At 59.3% G+C, this 22,491-nt stretch carries 21 protein-coding genes and 1 tRNA gene; 12 read left to right on the top strand and 10 right to left on the bottom strand.

Going from position 1 to position 22,491, the window contains the following annotated elements:
• Nucleotides 1-7: 7 nt before the first annotated feature.
• Nucleotides 8-502: a phage regulatory CII family protein gene (locus QD280_RS00985; protein ID WP_279838037.1), complete on the bottom strand. Its 495-nt coding sequence runs from the start codon at nt 500-502 to the stop codon at nt 8-10.
• A 293-nt stretch (nt 503-795) separates the two neighbouring features.
• Here QD280_RS00985 and QD280_RS00980 point away from each other — a divergent pair, with 293 nt between their 5' ends.
• The 6 genes from QD280_RS00980 to QD280_RS00955 all read left to right on the top strand — a co-directional run bounded on the left by QD280_RS00980 (nt 796) and on the right by QD280_RS00955 (nt 5,862).
• A complete protein-coding gene (locus tag QD280_RS00980; protein ID WP_279838036.1) occupies nt 796-1,608 on the top strand; it encodes a helix-turn-helix transcriptional regulator in 813 nt (270 codons plus the stop codon).
• Between the two features lie 332 nt (nt 1,609-1,940).
• The gene (locus QD280_RS00975) at nt 1,941-2,930 is read left to right on the top strand and encodes a hypothetical protein (RefSeq protein ID WP_279838035.1); all 990 of its coding nucleotides are present in this window, start codon (nt 1,941-1,943) and stop codon (nt 2,928-2,930) included.
• Nucleotides 2,931-3,064: 134 nt separating this feature from the next.
• Nucleotides 3,065-3,544, top strand: coding sequence for a hypothetical protein (locus QD280_RS00970; protein ID WP_279838034.1), 480 nt, complete (start codon nt 3,065-3,067; stop codon nt 3,542-3,544).
• Between the two features lie 159 nt (nt 3,545-3,703).
• Nucleotides 3,704-3,979 carry a hypothetical protein gene (locus QD280_RS00965; RefSeq protein ID WP_279838033.1) on the top strand — a complete coding sequence of 92 codons (276 nt, stop codon included), beginning with the start codon at nt 3,704-3,706 and terminating at the stop codon, nt 3,977-3,979.
• A gap of 565 nt (nt 3,980-4,544) precedes the next feature.
• Complete coding sequence (gene ssb / locus QD280_RS00960) at nt 4,545-5,090, top strand: single-stranded DNA-binding protein (RefSeq protein WP_054554916.1); 546 nt, start codon at nt 4,545-4,547, stop codon at nt 5,088-5,090.
• Between the two features lie 109 nt (nt 5,091-5,199).
• Nucleotides 5,200-5,862 carry a hypothetical protein gene (locus QD280_RS00955; RefSeq protein WP_279838031.1) on the top strand — a complete coding sequence of 221 codons (663 nt, stop codon included), beginning with the start codon at nt 5,200-5,202 and terminating at the stop codon, nt 5,860-5,862.
• Between the two features lie 284 nt (nt 5,863-6,146).
• On the opposite strand, the gene QD280_RS00950 is transcribed toward QD280_RS00955, so the two are convergent.
• Complete coding sequence (locus tag QD280_RS00950; RefSeq protein WP_279838029.1) at nt 6,147-6,368, bottom strand: hypothetical protein; 222 nt, start codon at nt 6,366-6,368, stop codon at nt 6,147-6,149.
• 402 nt (nt 6,369-6,770) lie between these two features.
• Here QD280_RS00950 and QD280_RS00945 point away from each other — a divergent pair, with 402 nt between their 5' ends.
• Nucleotides 6,771-6,920 carry a hypothetical protein gene (locus QD280_RS00945; RefSeq protein WP_160317839.1) on the top strand — a complete coding sequence of 50 codons (150 nt, stop codon included), beginning with the start codon at nt 6,771-6,773 and terminating at the stop codon, nt 6,918-6,920.
• A gap of 13 nt (nt 6,921-6,933) precedes the next feature.
• Nucleotides 6,934-7,167 (top strand): AlpA family phage regulatory protein, encoded by a 234-nt coding sequence (locus QD280_RS00940; protein ID WP_279838026.1) that lies wholly within the window; start codon nt 6,934-6,936, stop codon nt 7,165-7,167.
• On the opposite strand, the gene QD280_RS00935 is transcribed toward QD280_RS00940, so the two are convergent.
• From QD280_RS00935 to QD280_RS00925, 3 genes are all read right to left on the bottom strand, one after another.
• Nucleotides 7,136-8,380: a tyrosine-type recombinase/integrase gene (locus QD280_RS00935; RefSeq protein ID WP_279838024.1), complete on the bottom strand. Its 1,245-nt coding sequence runs from the start codon at nt 8,378-8,380 to the stop codon at nt 7,136-7,138. The two genes, QD280_RS00940 and QD280_RS00935, sit on opposite strands and share 32 nt — an antisense overlap.
• A 160-nt stretch (nt 8,381-8,540) precedes the next feature.
• A tRNA-Arg gene (locus QD280_RS00930) sits at nt 8,541-8,617 on the bottom strand.
• A gap of 190 nt (nt 8,618-8,807) precedes the next feature.
• Nucleotides 8,808-11,159 carry an EAL domain-containing protein gene (locus tag QD280_RS00925; protein ID WP_279838023.1) on the bottom strand — a complete coding sequence of 784 codons (2,352 nt, stop codon included), beginning with the start codon at nt 11,157-11,159 and terminating at the stop codon, nt 8,808-8,810.
• Between the two features lie 553 nt (nt 11,160-11,712).
• Between QD280_RS00925 and QD280_RS00920 the strand changes: the two genes are divergently transcribed.
• On the top strand, nt 11,713-12,504 hold the full coding sequence (locus QD280_RS00920; RefSeq protein ID WP_279838021.1) for an alpha/beta fold hydrolase: 792 nt from the start codon (nt 11,713-11,715) through the stop codon (nt 12,502-12,504).
• A gap of 167 nt (nt 12,505-12,671) precedes the next feature.
• Here the strand turns inward: QD280_RS00920 and trpA are convergent, their stop codons facing one another.
• Nucleotides 12,672-13,511, bottom strand: a complete 840-nt coding sequence (trpA, locus tag QD280_RS00915) for a tryptophan synthase subunit alpha (protein ID WP_107335249.1) — start codon at nt 13,509-13,511, stop codon at nt 12,672-12,674.
• A gap of 126 nt (nt 13,512-13,637) precedes the next feature.
• Nucleotides 13,638-14,879 (bottom strand): tryptophan synthase subunit beta, encoded by a 1,242-nt coding sequence (gene trpB, locus QD280_RS00910; RefSeq protein WP_054554923.1) that lies wholly within the window; start codon nt 14,877-14,879, stop codon nt 13,638-13,640.
• Between the two features lie 234 nt (nt 14,880-15,113).
• Here trpB and QD280_RS00905 point away from each other — a divergent pair, with 234 nt between their 5' ends.
• Entirely contained in the window at nt 15,114-16,037 is a 924-nt protein-coding gene (locus QD280_RS00905) for a LysR family transcriptional regulator (protein WP_192838491.1), read from the top strand.
• Between the two features lie 398 nt (nt 16,038-16,435).
• Here QD280_RS00905 and QD280_RS00900 read toward each other — a convergent pair whose 3' ends face one another.
• The gene (locus tag QD280_RS00900; protein WP_279838020.1) at nt 16,436-18,226 is read right to left on the bottom strand and encodes an EAL domain-containing protein; all 1,791 of its coding nucleotides are present in this window, start codon (nt 18,224-18,226) and stop codon (nt 16,436-16,438) included.
• Nucleotides 18,227-18,921: 695 nt separating this feature from the next.
• Here QD280_RS00900 and QD280_RS00895 point away from each other — a divergent pair.
• Nucleotides 18,922-19,788 (top strand): 2OG-Fe dioxygenase family protein, encoded by an 867-nt coding sequence (locus QD280_RS00895; RefSeq protein WP_279838019.1) that lies wholly within the window; start codon nt 18,922-18,924, stop codon nt 19,786-19,788.
• Nucleotides 19,789-20,421: 633 nt separating this feature from the next.
• On the top strand, nt 20,422-21,039 hold the full coding sequence (locus tag QD280_RS00890) for a LysE family translocator (RefSeq protein WP_192838490.1): 618 nt from the start codon (nt 20,422-20,424) through the stop codon (nt 21,037-21,039).
• Nucleotides 21,040-21,221: 182 nt separating this feature from the next.
• Here the strand turns inward: QD280_RS00890 and QD280_RS00885 are convergent, their stop codons facing one another.
• Together QD280_RS00885 and QD280_RS00880 are read right to left on the bottom strand one after the other, a co-directional pair.
• Complete coding sequence (locus QD280_RS00885) at nt 21,222-21,821, bottom strand: YceI family protein (RefSeq protein WP_279838018.1); 600 nt, start codon at nt 21,819-21,821, stop codon at nt 21,222-21,224.
• A 65-nt stretch (nt 21,822-21,886) separates the two neighbouring features.
• Entirely contained in the window at nt 21,887-22,429 is a 543-nt protein-coding gene (locus QD280_RS00880; protein WP_279838017.1) for a cytochrome b, read from the bottom strand.
• Nucleotides 22,430-22,491 lie beyond the last annotated feature (62 nt).

The following is a 22,491-nucleotide window of genomic DNA, read 5'->3' as shown; positions in this document are numbered from 1 at the left end:
TGCCCGGTTATCGGCTCACCACCTTCAGCGGCTTACGCATCGCCTGCAGCTGGCCCATCAGGGTGCTCATCTGCTGCTCGATGGCCTTGTGCTGCGCTTCAAGCTGCGCCGCCTCTTTGTCATCTATCTCGCCATCCGCAATCGCCGCCTGAATCAGCGCCGCCATCGCACCCTGGCCCTGCTGGGCATCCAGCACTGACGCGAACACGTCACCACGACTCACCTCGCCCTGCTCATAACGCGGCACCGCGACCATCCCCAAGTGATCGAGAAACGGGGCGATCAAACGCATCTGATGCTCGCGATCCACGTTCCAGAAGATCCCCACCACATCGATCAGACGCATCGGCATGGGGTCGTCCTCGGCCACTCGGCGGTAAAGTGACTTCACCGACATGCCGATATCGCTTGCCAGCACCTTGGGGCAGCACTCGAAAACCACGTCATGTACCGCATCCAGATAGGTATCCATGTCACGTTCGGGGACTGTATGGCTGTCCATGGTGAATCTCTCCGTGTTCGTTCCGTTTAAGCCGATATGGGCGGCGGGCTAGGCTGTGGGTGTCAGGCGGTGCTTCTCTTGGGCGTGAAAAGAGCTCGAATGTTTGCAGCGTCACATCCAGCAGGAGAGATCTCCGCGATGGCCTCCGCATGACAGGTTTCGCCCGTGTACTCAGTCCTCGGTAGGCATCCTTTTTCGACCCACTTGTAAACGGCACGAATTGAAACTCCACATGCCTTGGATACCGCCTCCACACCTCCTGCCTGCTCGACCAATTCGCGCAAGGAGTTCATTTGCTCACCCTTCAATTTGTACCGGAAGTACATAATAAACATGTACTGAAAGTCAAGGCAAGTCCGATCATCATTGGACCTATGGTTCATTCATTGTCAGAAAGGGATGAGTTCGCCTCCCGCCTCAAGAAAGCACTCGCCGAGCAGGGCATACCTGATCGTGGCCAGGGCGTGCACCTAAAAAACCTCACCGGCGTTACACCCAAAGCCGCGAGCAAATGGCTCAATGCCGAATCAATGCCAGGCCAGGCTAAGCTGGTGGCGATCGCTAAAGGGCTGAACGTACGCGCGGAGTGGCTAAGGTTCGGGTCTGGGCCAATGCGGGAGACCAGGAAAAATGAGCTTGTCTTCCATGAAACGGAAATCGTGGATGGCGATGCTCCACTAGCTGAGGATGAGGTGGAAATCCCCTACTTCCGCGAAGTCGAGATGGCGGCTGGTGATGGTCGCACTCAGGTCATCGAGAATCACGGGGCCTACATGCGCTTCAGCCTGTCGCGACTGGCGCGTGCAGGGGTCGATCCCAAGCAAGCCGCCTGCGCTACTGTCTCAGGTGACTCTATGGAGCCAGCCATCTTTGACGGGTCCCCTATCGGCATCGACAAGAGCTGCCGTCACATCATCGATGGCAAGATCTACGCGCTAGACCATGGCGGCATGCTGCGCGTGAAGCGCCTCTACCGCTTGCCGTTGGGCCGCATGCGAGTGGTCAGCGATAATCACCATGAATACCCGGAAGAGATCTACACCCAAGGGGATCCGGATGCCCCGAAGATCATCGGCCGCGTCTTCTGGTGGGAAGTGTTTGCCTGAGCAATCCTCTCGCGCACGCGTAATCAGAGAGAGAGGTTCTAATAGGTAGGTTCTAGGTACGACGCTGGTGTCGCTCTCTCCCTGACACTGGTGTCACCCTCCCCGTGTCACTGGTGCTACCCTCCCCGTATCACCGGTGCTACCATCTCCCCGTCTTTGGGCCCTTTGATGAGAAGGTGCAAGGAAAATTGCCGGGCCCTTTAGCGCGTGTATCATTTTTGACTGACAGTTCGGTAAGCAAGGCAAGGCAAGGCAAGGCAAGGCAAGTTCAAAGTTGCGACATTGATTAAAATCATACAATACTATTTTCAGACACTAGATAGGGACATCCGATGTCAGAAAAAGAACAGTTAATCATTAATTCTCGAGAAGAAGCTTTCGACCTCATAGAGAAAGCTCTTGATGGGGTAAAAGAAGACAAAATAATTGACTTAGACATTAAGGGTGACTGGTCTAAAATCACCATACTAATAAAGGGTGACAATTACCAGGCATCACTCAACGGTCGATTAATTAAAGCATTGTCCGAGCTTCAGACACAGCTAAACAGAATTTATGCTAATGCTTTATATGGAAAATCTGCTAAAGCATTAAGCAACGATGAAAGAGAAGAAATTGAGCTAATTTTCCAAGTCTCAAAAGGCAGTTCACTTATAGAAATTGACTTGGGGAATTGGCTGGAAAAGCTCAGCGAAGCGGGGATTGAAAAAATGACCGGCACTGAGATAGTAATTGTTGTTCTAGGTTTGGCGGTTGTTTGGGGTGGGAGCAAAGCATTTAATGCCTACAACACCCGCAAACAGAATGAAACTGATCAGCAGCACGCTACAGAACTTGCCATTAAGTCGCAAGAAGAAGAAACCAAGAGACAAGCTGCACTAATAACAGCATTGGGAGAATCCAATGAGACTATTAGATTGGCTATTAAAGAAAAGAGTCAGATGGATAGCAATATTCTCAAAGCCACTCCCACTGCTGATTCAGTGGAGATAAATGAAAAGATTTACAACAGAAGTGATATTGAAGAAGCTAATCGCTCGGAACGACAAAGCACTGAGCTAGATCGGCAGGATGACTTTTATCATATTGCGGGTATAGCAACTAAACCCGAAGGCTTTACTGTAACTCTAAGTGACAAACAAGGTGCATCTATCCGTGCAGAGCTTGCAAAAGACAAACTCAAACCGGATGAACTAGATGAGCTCTGGGAAGCCTTACGAGACGACGAGCCCATCTTTATAAAACTCACAGTCCGTACACGCCTAGGAGCAATAAATTCAGCAACGATGATAGGCATGAACTCAAAATTCTCACAGCACTAGATATTAACTGGTTATTTTTATTATTCGCTAGAGAAACCCGTCCACCGTGGCGGGTTTTAAGCATTTATCATTTGCCAGCAGTACTATCCTTGGGTGACCTCGTCACTCCACATGACTAGCAAGGAGGCGAACTCATGTCTGCCACATTGATCATATTCTTGACTCTCTCTGTCTTTCTACTGCCCTGGCTAGCCGTAATGCATGCCGCGTACTACAAGGGCGTGGATGTCCTATCGTCGGGCGCCGTGGGATTCTTCGGCACGCCATTGATGGGCATGCTCTACGTCATCGCCATGCCGGGCGACCCGGTGAAACTCAAACGCCGACGACTGCGCGGCGCCAAGTCCACTGACAAGGAATGCCCGCACTGCCTCTCACTGATCCCTAAGCAGGCCACCATCTGTCATCACTGCGGCCGCAATAGCTCCCTGAGCGCCAGCAAGCCCGTACATGGGGCTAAATCCCCCACCCCACCGCCAGCCTCTCCCCAGCCACAAAAGACGCGGGAGCCAGCCCCCATTCCAGCCGGTAGCTTCGATTACGCGGAACACGGTGGCACAGACACTCAGGCCGCCGAGACGTACAAGCGACGCATCGAGAACGCAGACCGCTAAGCTTCCCGCAGGCCATCTGACCCGCCCATCGTGGCGGGTTTTTTATTGTCCAAATTAAAACATGTACTTTTGGTACTTGACTTCAGTTGAACTGATAGTTCATATTTAATCCATCGACACGGCACACCGCCATCGTCACTGAGTGGATTGGAGCAGCCCATGACCGATACAGCCCGCAAGCATCGTTCAGCCATCACCCTCGCCGTCATCGTCGGCGGTCTGGTCACGCTCGCCAGCCTCACCCAGCAGACCGATGACCCACGCCAGCTGTCCGCCAGCGAAGCCGAATACTGCGAAATGACCGCCATGTGGCAGGAAGACGCCAAGGCCGGTTTCGTCGAATCACAGCGCCGCGGCTGGCCGGACTTCCACGGCAATGCCGCCAGCCTCTGCTCCCCTCAGATTACGCATGGTCAGCAGCTCGCCAGTCGCTGATCGGACCTCGCCCCTCGGCCAGCAGGTGGTGCCAGTGGGATTGCGAGCATAACCACCCGCAGGTAAGGCGCTGGTTCCTCCCTTGCGCTAGCGGCCTTACCCCCGACACCTGGGCAAGTGGTGTGACAGCTGGAGAGACAGCGCTTATCAGAGGGCATCGGCACTGCCGGTATCGCCTGATGAGTCCCGAACCGCCGGGCAATGCGGCTGCTCTTTAACAATCAGGTATGCCCAGCCCGCCCGTAGCGCTAGACATGTGAGAGGCCGCTGGGAGTACGCCGCCCAGGGCTGTCGCAATACTGGGAATGTATGGGGCTTTGCCAATGGCAGAGCCCACCCGAGAGTGCAATGGCAAGCCTTCGCAAAGCGCGACCGCTTCCCGATGCCCTTTCCCTGCAGTGCCTGTGCTTCCCCGTCACGTCCCTGACGGGGCCTTTTGGCACTCCCCTTTTTCATCGTGTCTCTCGGCACACCTTGCCCACCTTAATCGGTGGGCCTTTTTGTGCTCACACGCCAGTCTCTACTGGGGGCTGACCTGTGCGCTCAACCACTCAAGGAGACCAGCATGGCCCGCGGCATCAACAAGGCGATCCTGATCGGCCATCTCGGCCAAGACCCAGAGGTGCGCTTCACTCCCAGCGGCTCAGCCGTGGCCAACCTCAGCATCGCCACCACTGACAAGTGGCGAGACAGGCAGACCGGCAACGTCCAGGAACGCACCGAATGGCATCGGGTGGTGCTGTTCAACAAGACCGCCGAGATCGCTCAGCAGTACCTCAAGAAAGGCGCTCAGGTGTACATCGAAGGGCGCTTGCAGACTCGCAAGTGGACGGACCAGCAAGGCATCGAACGCTACAGCACCGAGATCGTCGCCAACGACATGCAGATGCTCGGCGGTTCCGGAGGCGGGCAACCGTCCCAGGCACAGCGTCCGCCAGCTCAGCAGGGCTATCAGCAGCCACCCCAGCAGCAAGGCGGCTACCAGCAACCGGCGCCCGCCAGTACGCACCACGGTGTAGGTCAGCCACCTACAGGACAACATCAGCCGAACAATTTCGGGGCTCCGCCAGCCGGCAGCTTCGATGACTTTGATGACGAGATCCCGTTCTAGGGAATGACCATGATTCACCCGCTACTCATCGCCGCCACTTGCCTGGCGGCTTTCTTTTGCCTGCTCGCCGGTGGCTGGCTTGACACACTGCTCACCAAGGAAGACTGACATGACCCGCGATCAACTGATGGAAAGCCTGCTGCACCTCCCCCACCCGTGGCCGCGACCCGAGACGGAATGCAGCCTCCCGACCGATAACGGTCACGGCGATCTCGAGGGTTGGATCAAGGGCCCGACCAACAACGAATGGCATTACGCATGGATAGGTGCCCATGAGCGCCGCATTGTCGTTACGCGGGAACAATGGGAAGAGGCGCTGCTGGCACACGTCCAACACCTCGAGCGGCCAGTCAGCGATGCGGTTGCAATCACCTCAGCAGATGAAGTCGATCCAAGCGACTGGAATGGCGAGGGCCTGCCGCCGGTGGGTGCGGTGGTAAAGCTGGTGCTAACTACTCATGACCGGGTGAGCGAGGAAGACGTCAGACGTGACGGGAAGGCAGTCGAGGTGATTGTCCACCTCAATCGCGGGCTTGCCGTGTGTATCTGCCGCGAACTATGGGAAACGAAAGATGGCGGCTGGTGGGTGTCAGCGTTCAACGATCTTCAATTCCGCCCCATCCGCTGCGAGCGTGAGACGGCCATTGAGGACATGAAGCAGATAACCAAGGCCGCGGCTGACGCTCATAAGCGCGAGCTGCACGGGGCACTGTCGGAAGAGTACCTATTGGGAGCGCTCTACGACGCAGGCCATCGCAAGGTGAAGCCATGAACGTCATCGACCTCTTCGCCGGGGCCGGTGGATTCAGCACCGGCACCAGCATGGCCGGATGCTGTCGAATGGCACAGCCGCAATCATCCGGACGCAGCACACATCTGCCAGGACTCACATCAGGCGGATTGGAGTCAGGTGCCCGCGCATGACCTGATGCTGGCATCACCCTGCTATCAAGAGAATAGCAATGCACGAGGCAAGGCCAGCAACATGCCTCGTGCACTCTGGTGAATTAAATTGACGAAACGATGAAGCCGTATAGCTAAACTGAAACTGGGATCTTACGCTTTAACCTTCCGAAACGTGACTTTATTTTCGAAGGGCGGGTACATATGTGTTGAATCATCAACCTCGTATTTCGCTAGTAGAGACCCAGCCTTATCACGCTCCTCATAAACATATGTATCGGTATCCCAACCATGCTTCTGCTTACAAGTACTACCCGTGCAAGTCAAATCATGGCTTTCCGGCACCCCTATAGCTTTTTTATGCTTATCAATCATTTTGCAGCTCCTTTCCGTTTATGAACGGTACAATTGTACCAACATGGAATAATGCCTGCTCAATTTTTTGTATTTACCATGTAGCCAATCGTGGCTCATATAACTAGAGAAGAAACTAGTAGTCATCGATGAGTTTAGCCCAATAGTATTAAGTAAACCGTCACACCAGCTCTCTATTTGAATATCAAGATGAGTTAAATATCTAGTGAAATCCGGATATCAGGGGAGTCTATGCGTCAAGTATCGCAAGCAACGTGGGAGCCGCCAGCGCATGGACCATGCCCGCAATGCGGTGGCAGCGGCACATTTCAAGGCGTCTTCCATACCTCCCCATGTGTCCATTGTCACGGTACCGGGTACGCCGCAGAAGATGGTGAAGCACTGCCACTGGAAGACCTGATCGTGATGATCAGCCAACGACGAGATCACTGGCGCCGCAAGTACACCTTAGTGATGCAGGTGCCCGGTGTGCAAGACGCGATGGCCAATCATGCCGCCGCGCAAGAAGAGCAGGCCCTGGGCTACAGCTCGGGCCGTTATCAAGGTGACTAGACAGGAGATGATCATGACAGACACAGCCACACACCAGCCGCTGCGCTTCCTCCGCACCCGTGAAGTCTGCGAGAAGATAGGCCGCAGCCGCTCATCACTCGAGAAGCTGCTGGTAAAAGACCCCAACTTCCCGCGCCCCATCAAGGATGGCATTGGCCGGGCATCGACCAACTATTGGTACGAGCATGAGATTGAAGCATGGATGAGCCAATGGGCTACGCAGTTACGTCCCGCTGACGACGCTTGAACTTGTCCCGCTTGGCCTTGGTCATGCCGACTTCCAATGCCTCAAGGTAGTCGGCATACCACTGCATCATCTTCCGCCTCTGCTCAAGGTACGACGCCTGGTTGTACACGCCCTCCAACCCGATCGGCTTGTGCGCAAGCTGCATCTCCGTCCACTGTAACGGCCACCCATGCTCACTCAGCAGCGTCTTGGCCGTGTGGCGGGCTCCATGCCCCGTCATCCTCTCCTTATATCCTGCATTCGAGAAGCAGCGATTGATCGCAGCATCCGACAGGACAGGTAGCTTTGCCCCCTCCCCAGTGAATACATACCTAGATCGTCCAGAGAGAGGACGCATCTCTTCAAGCGCTTGCAGTGCTTGGCGGCACAATGGCACGACATGATCGCGGCGCATCTTCATTTTCTCCGCGGGGATGTGCCACGACTTGCCCTTGATCTCGCTCCATTCCATCCATCGCACCATGCCTGGTCGCGATGCCGTCCACACGACCATCCAGGCAGCCAAGCGAGTAGACCGGCGGCTGGTTGTCATACGCAGCGCACGCAGAAAGTCTGGGAGATCTTCTTCCAGTAGATGAGGACGAGGCTTGGAGACAGGTGCCGGCGCCGCAACGTCCAGCAGGTTCGAAGCCGGGTTGTTCTCGCAATAGCCGTGAGCAATGGCGAAGTCGAAGATCCGGCGCAGAAAAGCCCGGGACTTCTCGGCAATATTGAAAGCCTTGCGGGCCTCAATGCCTTTCTGAACGCGCACGCAGTCAGCCCGTGACACATCAGCAACTGCTATATCTCCCAGTGCAGGCAACGCATCATTATCGAGCCAATGCCTCATCTTGGTCAGCGTCTTGGCCGATCTCCCCTGCATCTGCTTGTGCTCGTACCACTGCTCCGCGACAACCCCAAAGGTCCGGACACCACCGCCCCCTCTAAGGTGCTCCCGGGGGTCAATGCCGTCGGCTACCAGTTCGGCAATCTGAATAGCTTGAGCTCGCGCTTTCTTGGCCTTGGTGTCCGGGTAACCCCCTACTCCCATGAACGACCACTTTTGGGTGATCGGGTGTTTGTAGCGAACCTCCCAGCGCTTGCGGCCAGTTGGCGACACGACGAAGTAGAGACGGTCCAGGCCATAGGCCTCACGATACTCACGCGCTTCTGGCTCGAGGGTAGACAACACGGTGTCTGCAAGCGGTCGCCGCTTGATAGCATCACGCTTCATGTATGGTGCCCATGTATGGTGGAACCTCACCATACACCACACCATACACGGGCCTCTAGAGTGGATACATGTATAAATATACAGTATTACGAACACAATAAAGGTAAAACAAGGAGTTACGAGAATATAAGAGGAGGGTAAAGCAGGGAAAAGAGGGACTTGGCGCCCCCTGCAGGAGTCGAACCTGCGACCTGCCCCTTAGGAGGGGGCCGCTCTATCCAGCTGAGCTAAGGGGGCGTAGCGAGCGGAAGTATAAGCCATTGAAGTGGCGAGATAAACCCGACGATTGCTGCGCCGTCAGCATCACGCCCCCTGTCATCAGCCACATGCTTCAGCCACTGGATCAATATCCTGAGAGCAAGCTCGACGCCTGATTTCGGTGCCATGCCCTCTGGCTGGCTGAGACAGCCTCATGAACATGCCTTCCCTATCCTTTTGACAACCGGGCCTCCGCATCGCCAATCACCTCTGCCATCGGACGCGGGCGCCCCAGCAGGTAACCCTGGACTCGCTCGCAGCCCATGCGCCGCAAGACTTCGAGCTGCTCCGTCTCTTCCACGCCTTCCGCCACGACATCGAGTGACAGAGCGCGCGCCATCATCAACATGGCACGCACGATCTCGTTGCCTGTGGTACGCGTGTCTGGCGATTCCTCATGAGACAGGTCATTGATGAAGCTGCGATCTATCTTCAGCTCCTTGAGCGGCATACGACGCAAACGCGATAGGTTCGAGTAGCCGATGCCGAAGTCATCAATCGAGAAGCTCAGGCCCAAGGCTGCCAGCTGGTCAATCTTCTCGAGCATTGCCGCTTCATCATCCGTCGCCAGGCTCTCGGTGATTTCCATACGCAAGAGCTCAGGCGCGAAGTCATGTTGCGCCAATAGCCTGGTGACCTGCGGCACGAACTCGCTACTACGGAACTGCACCTGACTGACATTGACCGCCATCGGTAGCGCATAGCCTCGGGCGGTCATGGCGGCAAGCTCGCGACAGACCTGTTCCAGCACCCAATGCCCCAGCTCGAGAATCAGTCCGGACTCCTCCGCGATGGGGATGAAGGTCGCTGGCGAGACCATCCCCAGCTGCGGGTCATGCCAACGCAGCAATGCCTCGGCGCCACACAATTGCGGCTCACCACTTTCGGGCAGGGAAAATTGCGGCTGGAGGTGGACACTCAGCTGCTGGCGAGACACGGCCTCACGCAACGCGTGTTCCATCCGGGCGGCATCGATGATGCGCTGGCGCATCTCGGGCGCGAAGAAACACAGCCGTGCACGCCCGGCCCCCTTGCTCTCATAGAGCGCGATATCCGCTTGATGCAGGAGGTGACTCCAGGCATCGCCCTCTTCTCTATCGATCTCGTCATGCTCCGCCTTGCCAGCCGGCAACACTTGCTGAGGGCAGGCGCCATAGCCTTCCTCGTGACGCGGATAGAGCGTGATGCCCAACGAGCCGGTCAACTGATGCGTTCGCCCTTCAAGCTCCAGCGGCTCCTGCAGTCGCTCCAGCATCTGCTCCGCCACCTGGCGCGCTCGGCTAGCCGCTTCGCGCGGCCCACCGGCTCTCGGTGCCAGCAGCACGATGAACTCGTCTCCCCCATGGCGCGCGAGGAAGTCCTGCGGGCCCAGCATCTCTGCCAGACGCGAGGCGACCTGCTTGAGTGCCAGGTCACCGGCATCGTGTCCGAGGATATCGTTGAGACGCTTGAAGTGATCGAGATCCAGAAACATCAGCGCGCCCATCTCGCCGGGCTGGGCCTGCTCCGCCAGCTCACAGAGATGACGACGCACGAGACGCCGGTTGGGCAAGCCGGTCAACGAATCGTGCAAGGCCTGATGCGTCAGTTGCTGGTCACGTCGATAGCGTTCGATCGCCAGCCTGGCTACCTTGACCGCCACTTCGAGCAAGCCATGGTGAGTCGCATCGAAGACCTCGCCTGTCTCGGCATAGAAGGCAAAGCTGCCCAGGGGGTTATCCTCGCCATCGAGAATCGGCATCGACAGGCAGGCATCCAGCCCCAACGCATGCGGATGCTCACGGAAGCCCTCCCAGGCAGGTTCCTGCGCGATGGAAGGCGTCATGACCGGCTTGCGCCGCCACATCGCCGTCCCACAGGTGCCCACGCCTTCCCCGATCTTCAAGCCACGGGTGAACAGCATGAAGCTTGCCGGCAGGCTGGGCCCCTGCCCTGCCACGATGGTGCGGCCCACATCATCCAGCAGCAGCAACGAGGAGCGAACCTGAACCGCGGCGCCTTCGATGGTCAGGCACAGGTCTCGCAATGTCTTGTCCAGAGACTGACCTGCCGCCACGGCTTCCAGCAGCTCAAGCTGGGAGTGGCTCAACATTAAGGCTCGGTGCATCTGGGTAATGTCCGTCTGCAGCCCCAGATACCCTTCCACCCGCCCCCTGGAATCCTTGAGCGGAATGCAGCGCAGCCGCAATCGCAGTGGTTGGCCATTGCTGTCGTAATGCACCAGCTCCTCATCGCTGGGTTCGCCGCGGCGGCGCTGTTCACGCAATCGGGTGATGACCAGCAGATCGGATGCCGGCCCCATCAGGAATTCACTGGGCACCTTGCCGACCACCTGCTGCTCTCGATAGCCGAGAAGCTGCTCAAAAGCGGGGTTGACCCAGCGAATGCGCCCTTCGAGGTCGTAGCAACAGACGCCGTTGCTGGTGTGATCCAGCAGCTGATTCAGCAAGCCTTCGGCTTCCTGGCCATTGGCGGGCCGGGAAGTGCTCGGCATGGTGCCAAACGATGTGGTGTCACTCACTGGCGTATCCTCAGCAGACTCCTCTGCGATCCTGGCTGGATGACATGCCGAGCCTTGTGCAGGACTCGGAGAATTACCAGCACCAGCGTGCCGGATCCTCGGCACCAGTATGCGGCCTATGTATCAGTAATATTAACCCACTGCGATGCGTTGAATATGAGTCCAGCGTCATTCGATCGGCACTGGCGTCGATCATGATTCGACTCTCGAGCGCCGCTCAGGCTTTGAATCGAGCGCGTTCACTCCCACAACACTGACAGCGCTCACATTTCAGATGCCCTGACAGCATGATCCACTCGGCAGCGTCGGGCGTAGTACACACATCACGCCATTCGCCACGGAGAGCCACTCCTTGAACGCTCTGCTGCCCTTTGTGTCAGTCACACTCTGCATGCTGCTTTCGGGATGCGGGCCGCACTACCTTGCGGCCAATGACATCCACCAGGCCCCTTACCTTGATGAATCCTCCGCCTCACCCCATCTCGTGACCCGCGACGCCACGTCGCTGACATGGGAGTCCTGGCAACCTGCGCAGGCAACCCCTCAACGCGCCATGCTGCTTGGCCTGCACAGCTACGGCGACTTCCGCCTGGCATATGCCGATCTGGGCCCGTGGCTGGCCGGACAAGGCATCGTGACCTACGCCTATGACCAACGCGGTTTCGGGGAGTCCAGCCAGCAAGGGCGATGGCCGGAGACCCCGTTGCTGGTCGAGGACCTGGTGGACGCCATCACGGTACTGCGCCAGCGCCACCCGGACCTCCCCTTGATCGTGGCGGGCGAAAGCATGGGCGGCTCGGTGATACTCAATGCCCTCGCCCAGCACCCGGCGCTGTCGATCGATGGCAGCCTGCTCGCCGCCCCGGGCGTCCGCGGCGGTATCCGCTGGCGCTATCTGCACAACGCAGGGCTCTGGACGGCGGCGCACCTGATCCCCGCGACCAGCGTGGAGGTACCACGCAGGTACCCCGAAGGAGAACTCAAGCCCGCGGCCGCCAGGCGATTGGCCGAGGATTCCCGCGTCGTGCATTCCGTGCGCCTTGATGCCTATTACGGCCTGATTCGCTTCACGGATCATGCCAGCGATGACATCGCAGCACTTTCTGCTGACACACGACTGCCGCCCACCCTGCTGTTGCACGGTGATCGCGACAAGACCGTGCCCCGGGTGGCCATCGAGCGGCTGGTCAGCGACTGGCCGAGCGCCTCACGCGATACGCTCGAGATTCATTACCTGCCCGAGGCGCCCCACCTGCTGCTGCAATGGCACGACAGTGAGCAGGTACGTGGGCGGATAGCACACTGGTTGTCTCAGATCCTGCCATCGCGTGCTTCACAAGAATGAAAGCAAGAGCGAGAGCAAGAACGAGGCGATGGACGTGACACGCCGCGTCGTGCCAATAGCGCGTGCCCCGCAAACAGCAACGCCCCGAACAGGGTTCGAGGCGTTGCTGTCTATCTATCTAACTAACTACCGCCCCTGCGAGGGGCATGCTGACCGCTAACCAGCGATCACTGACGTGCGGTCTTCAGGGCATCAGCCAGCTCACGGGTCAGGGCGTGCACGGCTTGAGTACCCTGCTCCGGCGTCTCGGCATTGGCCTGCAGGTCGATCAAGGCAGAACCGACTACCACACCGTCGGAGAAACGCCCGATCCGTGCCGCCTGTTCAGCGGTACGGATACCGAAGCCGACCGCGACCGGAATATCGGTATGCTCACGAATGCGACCGACCTCGGCCTCGACCTTCTCGGCAGTCGGTGCCGCGCCGCCGGTCACGCCATTGCTGGAGACGTAGTAGAGGAAGCCCGAGGTGTTGGCCAGCACACCCGGCAGGCGCTCGCTGTCAGTGGTCGGTGTAGCGAGGCGAATGAAGCTGATGCCCGCTTCGCTGGCCGGGACGCACAGCTCGTCATCGTGCTCCGGCGGCAGATCGACGACGATCAGGCCGTCGACGCCGGCCTCGCTCGCCTGCTCGAGAAAACGGCTCACGCCACGACGATAGATCGGGTTGTAGTAGCCCATCAGCACGATGGGAGTGTCCTGATCGCGCTTGCGGAACTCGCTGACCATCGCCAGGGTGCGGTCCATGGTCTGGCCGGCCTTCAGGGCACGCTGGGTAGCATGCTGAATGGCCAGACCATCGGCCATCGGGTCCGTGAACGGCATGCCCAGCTCGATGACATCGGCGCCGGCGTCCGCCATGCCGAGGAAGGTCGCGAGGCTGGCATCGTAGCCGGGGTCGCCCGCAGTGATGTAGGTCACCAGCGCGGCACGATTCTCGGCGCGCACGGCAGCGAAGCGACGGTCAAGACGGCTGCTGGCAGTAGTGTCGATAGCGGAAGTGCTCATCAATAGACTCCGAATTTGCTGGCCTACAGGCATCGATGACAGCTGCAGGCGAAGAAGGCATGGGGCGCTCAGACTCGATCAGCGACTGACGATTCTGACGCCGGGCAACACGTGACAGACCCGGGCTTACTCGCCGTCAGGGTTCAGGCCCAGTTCGTCGGCCAGGTGATGAGTCACGGTGGCCATGTCCTTGTCACCACGGCCGCTCAGGTTGACCACCATCAGGTGGTCCTTCGGCAGGCCCGGTGCACGCTTGATGACTTCCGCCAGCGCATGGGAGGACTCCAGCGCCGGAATGATGCCTTCCAGACGGCACAGCATCTTGAAGGCGTCCAGCGCTTCCTGGTCGGTCGCGGCGACATATTCGGCACGCTTGATGTCATGCAACCATGCGTGTTCCGGACCGATACCCGGATAGTCGAGACCGGCGGAGATGGAGTGCGCATCGCCGATCTGACCTTCTTCATCCTGCAGCAGGAAGGTGCGGTTGCCATGCAGTACGCCCGGCAGGCCGCCCTTGAGGCTGGCGGCATGACGCGGAGTCTCAAGGCCTTCACCAGCGGCTTCGACACCGATGATCTCGACGCTTTCCTCATCGAGGAACGGGTGGAACAGGCCCATGGCATTGGAACCGCCGCCGATGCAGGCGACCAGCGAATCCGGCAGACGCCCTTCCTTCTCCTGCAGCTGCACGCGGGTTTCCTGACCGATGATGGACTGGAAGTCACGCACCAGCTGCGGATATGGGTGCGGCCCGGCCACGGTACCGATGATGTAGAAGGTGTCATCGACGTTGGTGACCCAGTCACGCAGCGCCTCGTTCATGGCGTCCTTCAGCGTGCCATCACCGGCGGTGACAGGCACGACCTTGGCGCCCAGCAGCTGCATGCGCTGCACATTGGGCTGCTGACGATGGATATCGGTGGAGCCCATGTAGATCACGCAGTCCAGCCCGAAACGCGCCGCCACGGTGGCAGTCGCCACACCGTGCATGCCGGCACCGGTCTCGGCGATGATGCGCTGCTTGCCCATGCGGCGAGCGAGCAGTACCTGGCCCAGCGCATTGTTGATCTTGTGAGCCCCGGTATGCATCAGGTCTTCACGCTTGAGATAGATCTTGGCGCCGCCCAGCTGCTCGGTCAGGCGCTCGGCGAAATACAGCGGGCTCTGGCGGCCGACATAGTCCGCGGACAGGCCAGCCAGCTCCTCGGCGAATGCCGGGTCCTGCTTGGCGGCTTCATACTCGCGCTGCAGGTGCAGGATCAATGGCATCAGCGTCTCGGCAACGAAGCGGCCGCCGAAATCACCGAAGAAACCCTTGGCATCAGGCCCTTGGCGCAGGCTGGGGGTAGCAGTCGTCTGGCTCATGCTGAACTCCTCGAATCGTGTCAGTGGCTGGTCTCACATACTGCGCAAGGCATCTGCGGGGCCAGCGATATGGTGATCATCCTAGCGCTGCAGGCACTGGAAGAAAAACGATAAATTCGCCAAGATGTGTGAGAAAATCTCACACATGGTCGAGACGGTCATTGCCGCGCAGCCACTCTTTCCATGCCAATGACACGTCCAGCACTCGCCCAGCACTTGCTCAGGAGACACACCATGGAGCGCACCGAGCTACTGCCTCCCCTCAATGCCCTGCGCACCTTCGATGTGGCAGCTCGCCATGAGAGCGCCTCGCGCGCCGCAGAGGAACTGCATGTGACCCACGGGGCCGTCAGCCGTCAGATCCGCCAGCTGGAAGACGCACTCGGCACACGCCTGTTCGATCGCGCCGGGCGTGGCCTGACGCTGACACAGGCCGGCCGTGAGCTGGCGACCGCGACCCGTCATCACCTTGGCGGTCTGGCACGCGTGTGCGGTGCACTGGCACGCAGTGATGCGCGGGCGCCCTTCGTGCTGAGCTGCCCGGGGTCGTTTCTGGCACGCTGGTTCATTCCGCGGCTGGGGGCACTCAAGGACGCCCTGCCGGAACTCGAGCTGCACCTGACCGCCAGTGATGACAACGAAGGGCTGCGCAATGGCGTGGACGGTGTCCTGCGCTTCCAGACGCCGCCCTTTGACGACGCCGAGCATCAGGAGACGCGCGTGCTGGGCACCGAGCGCATCGGGCCCGTCCTGCGGCCCGACAGCGAGTGGCTGAGCGAGGCATCCAGCCCCCCTCCCCCCGAGGTTCTGCTTGGCCTGCCCCTGCTGCATACCCGATCGCGCCCGCAAGCCTGGCCGGATTGGTGCTCACGCCAGGGGCTATCCAGTGAGGGGCTTGATTACGCGCAAGGCTTCGAGCACCTCAACTACCTGCTCGAGGCGACACTGGTCGGGCTGGGCGTCGGCATCGCGCCGGACTATCTGGTGGAGGAAGACCTTCGCAGCAAGCGCCTCGTCGCCCCCTGGGGCTTCGTCGAGACCGAGGCATGCCTGACGCTGACCTTGCCGCAGGTCGGCCGCGCTCGTGCTCGCCACCCGCATGCCGAGGCGCTGGGCGAATGGCTCGCCCGGGAGCTGGCGACGGCACCGCCCCACTAGCCACACTTTGTGACAGGCATAAAAAAAGCCAGTCACAAGGACTGGCTTGCCCGGACATGTATCCAGAGGATAGCGCCGGAAAGATCGTGAATCCGCTCAAGGAACCATCGCAACCTGCAACGCAGGCTGGAAGCGAGGATGGGCGAACAACCCTGCGCATTGAACGACGCAGCCACCCTCGGCAGAAATGATCGAGGAGCCATGGCTGGCTCGACTCGAAGACTTCACGTCAGGTGGCCAGTCCTTATCCGAGATGGAAGACTCGAGATGAAGGGTGACGGCCTGACGCGTTTCAACTGTCAGCATCATATCTTTTAGTCCGCGAACAAAAAAGGGCCCAAACAGCAACAGACCTTTGCTGGAGAAGCACCATCAATCGCTCGCATGGCCGACCGGTATCAGTGACAGCCAGGGGCTGCAGCACCCTTGTCCGAGGCGAGGGCCCCCGAGGCGCGATTCGGCGGATTGTTGCCGCCGAGTAACAGACGCTGAATATCCGTGGCCGCCATCGGCTTGTAGAAGTAATAGCCCTGAATCAGGTCACAACGCATCTCGCGCAGCAACTCCAGCTGCTGTTCGTTCTCGACCCCTTCCGCGACCACCTCCAGCCCGAGGCGATGCCCAAGGAAGACCGTAGCCTCCATGATGGCGCGGTCCTTGGGCTCCTGGGCGCACTCGATCACGAAGGAGCGATCTATCTTGAGCGCCGTCACGGGCAACAACTTGAGATAGCTCATCGAGGAATAGCCGGTGCCGAAGTCATCGATGGCGATCTTGTAGCCACGGTCGTAGAGCGCCCGCAGGCTGTCGCGTACCTTGATGTCGGCATCGATCAACACGTTCTCGGTCAGCTCGATACCGATGTCCCGCGGTGTCAGTCCGTATTCCTCGACATAGGCCTCAAGGCGGGTGAAGACATCCGAGCTGATGGCCTGGCGTCCGGAGATGTTGATGTCGATCCGGTAGCCTTTCAGCCCCATGGCGCGCCATTCGGCCTGCTGACGACACGCCTGGCGGATGACCCAGTCTCCCAGACGCTCGATCAGATTGGTGCGCTCGGCGACCTTCACGAAATCGGAGGGCGGAATATAGCCCTCGGGAGAATGCCAGCGCAGCAGCGCCTCGAAGGATTCGATGCGCTCACTGCGCGCCGCCACCTGCGGCTGATAATGCAGCGACAATTCCCCACCGCCATCCTGATTCAACAGCGCCTGCAGGCGTCCGGCCAGATGGTGCTGATGCAGCATCTCGTTGCGGACTTCCTGATTGAAGAACTGATAGCCATCGCGCCCGGCCAGCTTGGCACGATGCTTGGCGACATCGGCATTGCGCACCAGCTCGGCCGCCTCGCTCCCATTCTCGGGATACAGGCTGATGCCGATACTCAGGCGCAGCAGCAACTGGCGCCCTTCGATCTCGAAGGGTCGCTGGAAGTCCTGACGAATGCTCTCGACCACCGACAGGGCATCACTCTCGTAATCCAGTCGTGGCATCGCCAGCACGAATTCATCGCCACCAAAGCGCGAGAGCAGATCCTGATTGCGCTGGAAGCCCTGCAGACGCTTGGCCACGCTACGGATGACGCGGTCACCCATCTCGTAACCGAGGGTGTCATTGATCTCGGTGAAATGATCGATATCGAGAAACAGCACCATCAGGGTGTCGTCATGACGCTGACATTCACTGAGCGCCTCGCCGAGTTCGCTCTCGAAGGTCTGGCGATTGGGCAGCTCCGTCAGGGGGTCGAAACGCGTCATGTAATCCAGATCACGCTGGACCTTGCGCTCACCCGCCAGATCGATGTCGATACAGAACATCAGCGGGTTGTCAGTGCGCTCTCCCAGCATCACATGGTGGGAAAAGACAGGCACGGGGGCGCCTGACTTGTGCTTGAGCTCAAGTTCACTGGAGGGGATCTCGATACCCTGAGAGACCCAGGCATGGTGTGCGTCCACCACGACATCTGCCATCGTCTCCGGGATCACCAGAGTTTCCAGGCATCGTCCGCGAGCTTCCTGCTCGCTATAGCCGTATAGCCGCTCGCTGGCCTCGTTCCAGTAGATGACGCGGCGCTGGCTGTCATAGCCCTGAACGGCGACGCGCGGCAGACTTTCCAACAGCTCTCGAAAGCGCTGATCACTGACGGGAAGTCCCTTGCTGGTCGAGAGGCCAACCATACTCGTCTGCATGACCGCCTCCTGCGTATGCTGATGATGTGACACCTGACGCTTGCGAGATAGCATGATGCCCGCAGTTGCGCCAAGAATCACCATCAGTAACGCGGTTGGCCATCGACCCAGCATGCTCTGGCCCCACATCACCACCACCATCAACGTCAGTACCACGGCAATGATGACGGGACGAGAGCACAATATTCCGGCGGCCCTGCTGGCCTGGCGGAACCCTTTAGCCATGTTGAAGGATACCTCCGCTGCCGTCCTTCGCCTGTTCGCCGGACTTCGGCGGGGCAGATCAACTCGTGACGGAATGTCACTTCGAACGAGTTCTCTCACACGCAGAACGAGTTCTTGTCGTCATGAGAAAAGTCTAAGGGTCTGCTGCGCGTAAACCCAGCGTCTTGCAGCGCCTCTCGATCACTATCCTCAACGCTTCATTCAGTGCCAGACGGCCTGAACCTGCGTTGCGCTGCTCGTCTGCAAAGGGCGAAGAATAGCGCCAATGACTTACATAATACCAGTCGATTAGATTACTCATACCTCGATATCGGCCATGTACCCATATTGATGATACTTGCGCGAGATTAGCGTGTTACCGCCATGGTACGGGTTTGACTATCTCGTGCGCACCTTCCCATTCTCCTCGACGTTGCCAACGCAACACCTTCCATTTGCGCCCAAGCGCACAAAACGTCGAGGAATTTCATATGAACATCGCAAATCGTGGCGTACGTCAACTGGCCGACTCTTCCCGCAAGATCACCCTGGAACAGGGCGGCCTGGTGGAGCACTACCCGACCCCCAAGACGGACACCACCCCCTTGCGCCTGCCGCTTGCCTCGCAGTACTGGCCGGAGGCAGTCCACGAGGAGCTGGCACGCCAGCATTGGAGCAAGGCGTCCATCACCTCCCAGATCGACCTCGAGGCCTGGCAGTGCTTCCTGAAGGACCTGCCGCGCGACCCCTACGTCAACACCCGCTGGAAGCGCATGTCCTGGCTGCACCTGAACGACCAGCATGAAGTCGAGACGCTGGGCGAATGTCCGATGGCGCAGGGCGGCAAGTTCAATGATGCCGCCAGCATGGCTGACCGTCTGCGCTATTACGCACCGCTGGAAGAGAGCTTCACCGAGCGCGAGGATGTGCGCGCCTTCGTGAAGGCCTGGGCCGATATGTGGGGTATCGGCCCGCGTGAACCGATCCTGATGCAGATCACCGGCGTGCGTGGTGATGGCACCATCGACCCTCTCCAGGGTCAGGGCATCCACGCCGATGGCTGCAAGTACCTGAGCATCCTGGTGCTCAACCGCGAGAATGTCAGCGGTGCCATCAACACCCTCTATCAGGACAAGGCAGGCAAGGAGCTGCTGACCACCACGGAGCTGGCGCCGGGCGAGGTCCTGCACATCCACGATGACCAGCTGTTCCACAGTGTCAGCTCCATCACCCAGGAGAACGCCGGCGAGCACTTCGAGCGCTTCATCATCATCATCAACTGCTCGTTCATCGACGAGTTCCAGAACCGCATGCTGCGTCGTCATTTCCCGGACGCCGTCCTCAACGACTGCGAGTGAGCAACGGATTGCTCGCGAGCCATCGCAGCGAGACGCATCGCAACTTGCGGCGTCGTCTCATCTGAAGCCCCGCCGCGCAGAAGCCACGATGCCGATGCCCCCGATACGTGAAACCCTGTTCTGAGCGCCTGAATCCCTGAGCGCCCAAGCGCCTGAGCACCTGAGTATCTAAGTACCCAAGTGCCTGAGTACCTGAGCGCCCGAGCCTCATGGCGTCAGACACAGGAAAGAAGAAGGAGAACCTGCCATCAGGTGACGCACTGTCACAAGATGCGCGCCGACGAAAACGTGCATGTGCAGCACCCAGCGCCAGCCGGGCCACCGGCTGGCGCTTTTATATGCCACAGAGCGCCCGCTTCGCGCTTGCCTTGAATCATGCATCTGCCCTGTTACACGATTCTTCCTTCTTCTCTCTCTTCTCTCTTCTCTCTTCTTCATTCTGATCTCTTCAGTCTTTCCTTGTTCTCGCTTTCTCCTCCTTCATCCCCTCCTCTTTTTCTGCTCTCCCGCACCGCCGCGCTTTGCATTACTCTGGTGTCTTGCGCTTGGCGCTCTCGCCTGTCGTCGAGACGCGCTTGATTGCATCGTCGCTTTGGCGGCGCTGTCCTCCCCTCTATGCATCAGGGACCTCTCATGACCTTTGAAAGCGGGCTGACCTTCTTCATTGCCATCTTCCTGTTTGGCATCACCCCCGGGCCTGGCATCCTGGCGCTGCTGGCGCGCGGCATGAGCCAGGGTGGCAATGCCTGCGTGCCGATGGCCGTGGGCATGAGTCTCAGTGATGTCTGCTACATGCTGGCGGCGGTGTTCGGCCTGTCGGCACTGGCCACGCATTGGGGCGAGGTCTTCGTGGTCATCCGTATCCTGGGCGCCGCCTACCTGCTCTATCTCGGCTACAAGTTATGGACGAGCTCACCGACACTGGAGGAAGCTGAAGTCCCCAGGCTACGTGGCAACTGGTGGAAAGGGTTTCTACAGGGCTTTCTCATCTCGGCATCCAACCCCAAGGTCATCCTGTTCTATATCGCCTTCCTGCCCACCTTCATGGATATCACCCAGCTGACCGGCAGCGATATCGTGATCGCCGCCGGACTCAACCTGAGCGCATTGCTGCTGGGCGTGGTGCCGGTGGGCTATCTCGCCGGGCGTGTCCGCCGCTATCTGCGCTCGGCGAAGGCAGTCAAACGCCTCAATCGCAGCGCCGGCGGTCTGATGATCGGGGCAGGCGGCTATCTGGCATTGCGCGGCTGACGCCTGAACGACGCTCCATGTGACGCGAGCGCCTTGCACAAACACAAACGCCCCTGCCGATTGGCAGGGGCGTTTGTGTCGAGAGGCATGGGGTGGGATTGCAGAGCGCTTGCGCTCAGCCCACGGCGTCAGTGCACACTGTCGGCGCTGACGTCAGCACCAGTGTCCTGCACTTGCCGTCCTTACTGGCGGATACCTTCGATGACCAGATACAGATCGACGGTGGCCGCATTCGGGCCAAGCTTGGAGGTATCGATGCCGTAGTCGGCGAGCTTCAGCGTGGTGGTGCCTTCAAAGCCCTGACGGTAGCCGCCCCACGGGTCTTCACCACCGCCGATATGATCCACATCCAGGGTCACGGGCTGCGTCTGGCCGTGCAGCGTCAGGTCGCCCTTCAGCTTGCCGGAACCATCGCCGGTGGACTCGAAGCCGGTCGAGGTGAAGGTCGCTGTCGGATATTGGGAGACATCCAGGAAGTCGGCCGATTTGATGTGCTTGTCGCGTTCGGCGTGGGCGCTGTCCAGGCTATCGACATCGACTTCTACCGACACCTTTGCATCTTCCGGCTTGCCCTGGTCATAGGAGAAATCACCACTGAACTCCTTGAACTGCCCCAGCACGTAGGAATAGCCCAGATGGCTGATCTTGAACTGGATGAAGGCATGCTGGCCATCGGTATCGATCGTGTAATCGGAGGCCTGTGCCTGCCCCGTCATCAGCGGCAACGACGCCGCCATGAGACCTGCCACCAGTGACTTGCCGAGGAAGGATGTCTTGTTCATGTTGGTGCTCCTTGAGAGGTTTCGTCACATCTGGCGTTCGAGCGTACCCAACGCCTTCCTTTTCGTCAGCGCAGCGGCCGAATCATGCGCCGCAACGTGTCCTGCCCATCCAGCAGGTGATGCTTGAATGCCGCCGCCGCATGCCCCAGCGACAGGATGATCAGCGCACAGGCAGCATACCAATGCACCTCACCTGCCAGCGATGCCTGATCCTTCAGCCCCGAGATCACTGCCGGCACCTCGAAGAGATCGAATACCTTGATGCCTCGCCCGTCAGCGGTGGAAATGAGGTAACCCGAGATCATCACCACCAGCATCAGCACGTAGAGCAGCACATGCCCGACCAGCGCCGCGCGCTGCTCATTGCGCGTGCCGTGCGCCTGTGGGGTCGTCTGGCTCCAGCGCCAGGCGAGCCGCACCAGCGTCAGCACCAGCAATATCACCCCGACCGAGCGATGCCACCACGGACCGAGCTGGTACCAGGCATCGTAATAGCCAAGCGACGTCATCCACCAGCCCAGCGCGAAGAGCCCGACGATGGCCAGCGCCGACAGCCAATGCATCACGATGACAGGCCAGCCCCAGCCCCGTCGAGAATTACGCCACATGAGGTGCTCCTGATGACAGTCTCCACCTGACCATCGAGCTGGCAGGTTCTTTGAGCAAGAGC

This window comes from Cobetia sp. 1AS1, from assembly GCF_029846435.1.
Lineage (GTDB): Bacteria > Pseudomonadota > Gammaproteobacteria > Pseudomonadales > Halomonadaceae > Cobetia > Cobetia amphilecti.
This window is presented reverse-complemented; position numbering and strand designations above follow the sequence as displayed.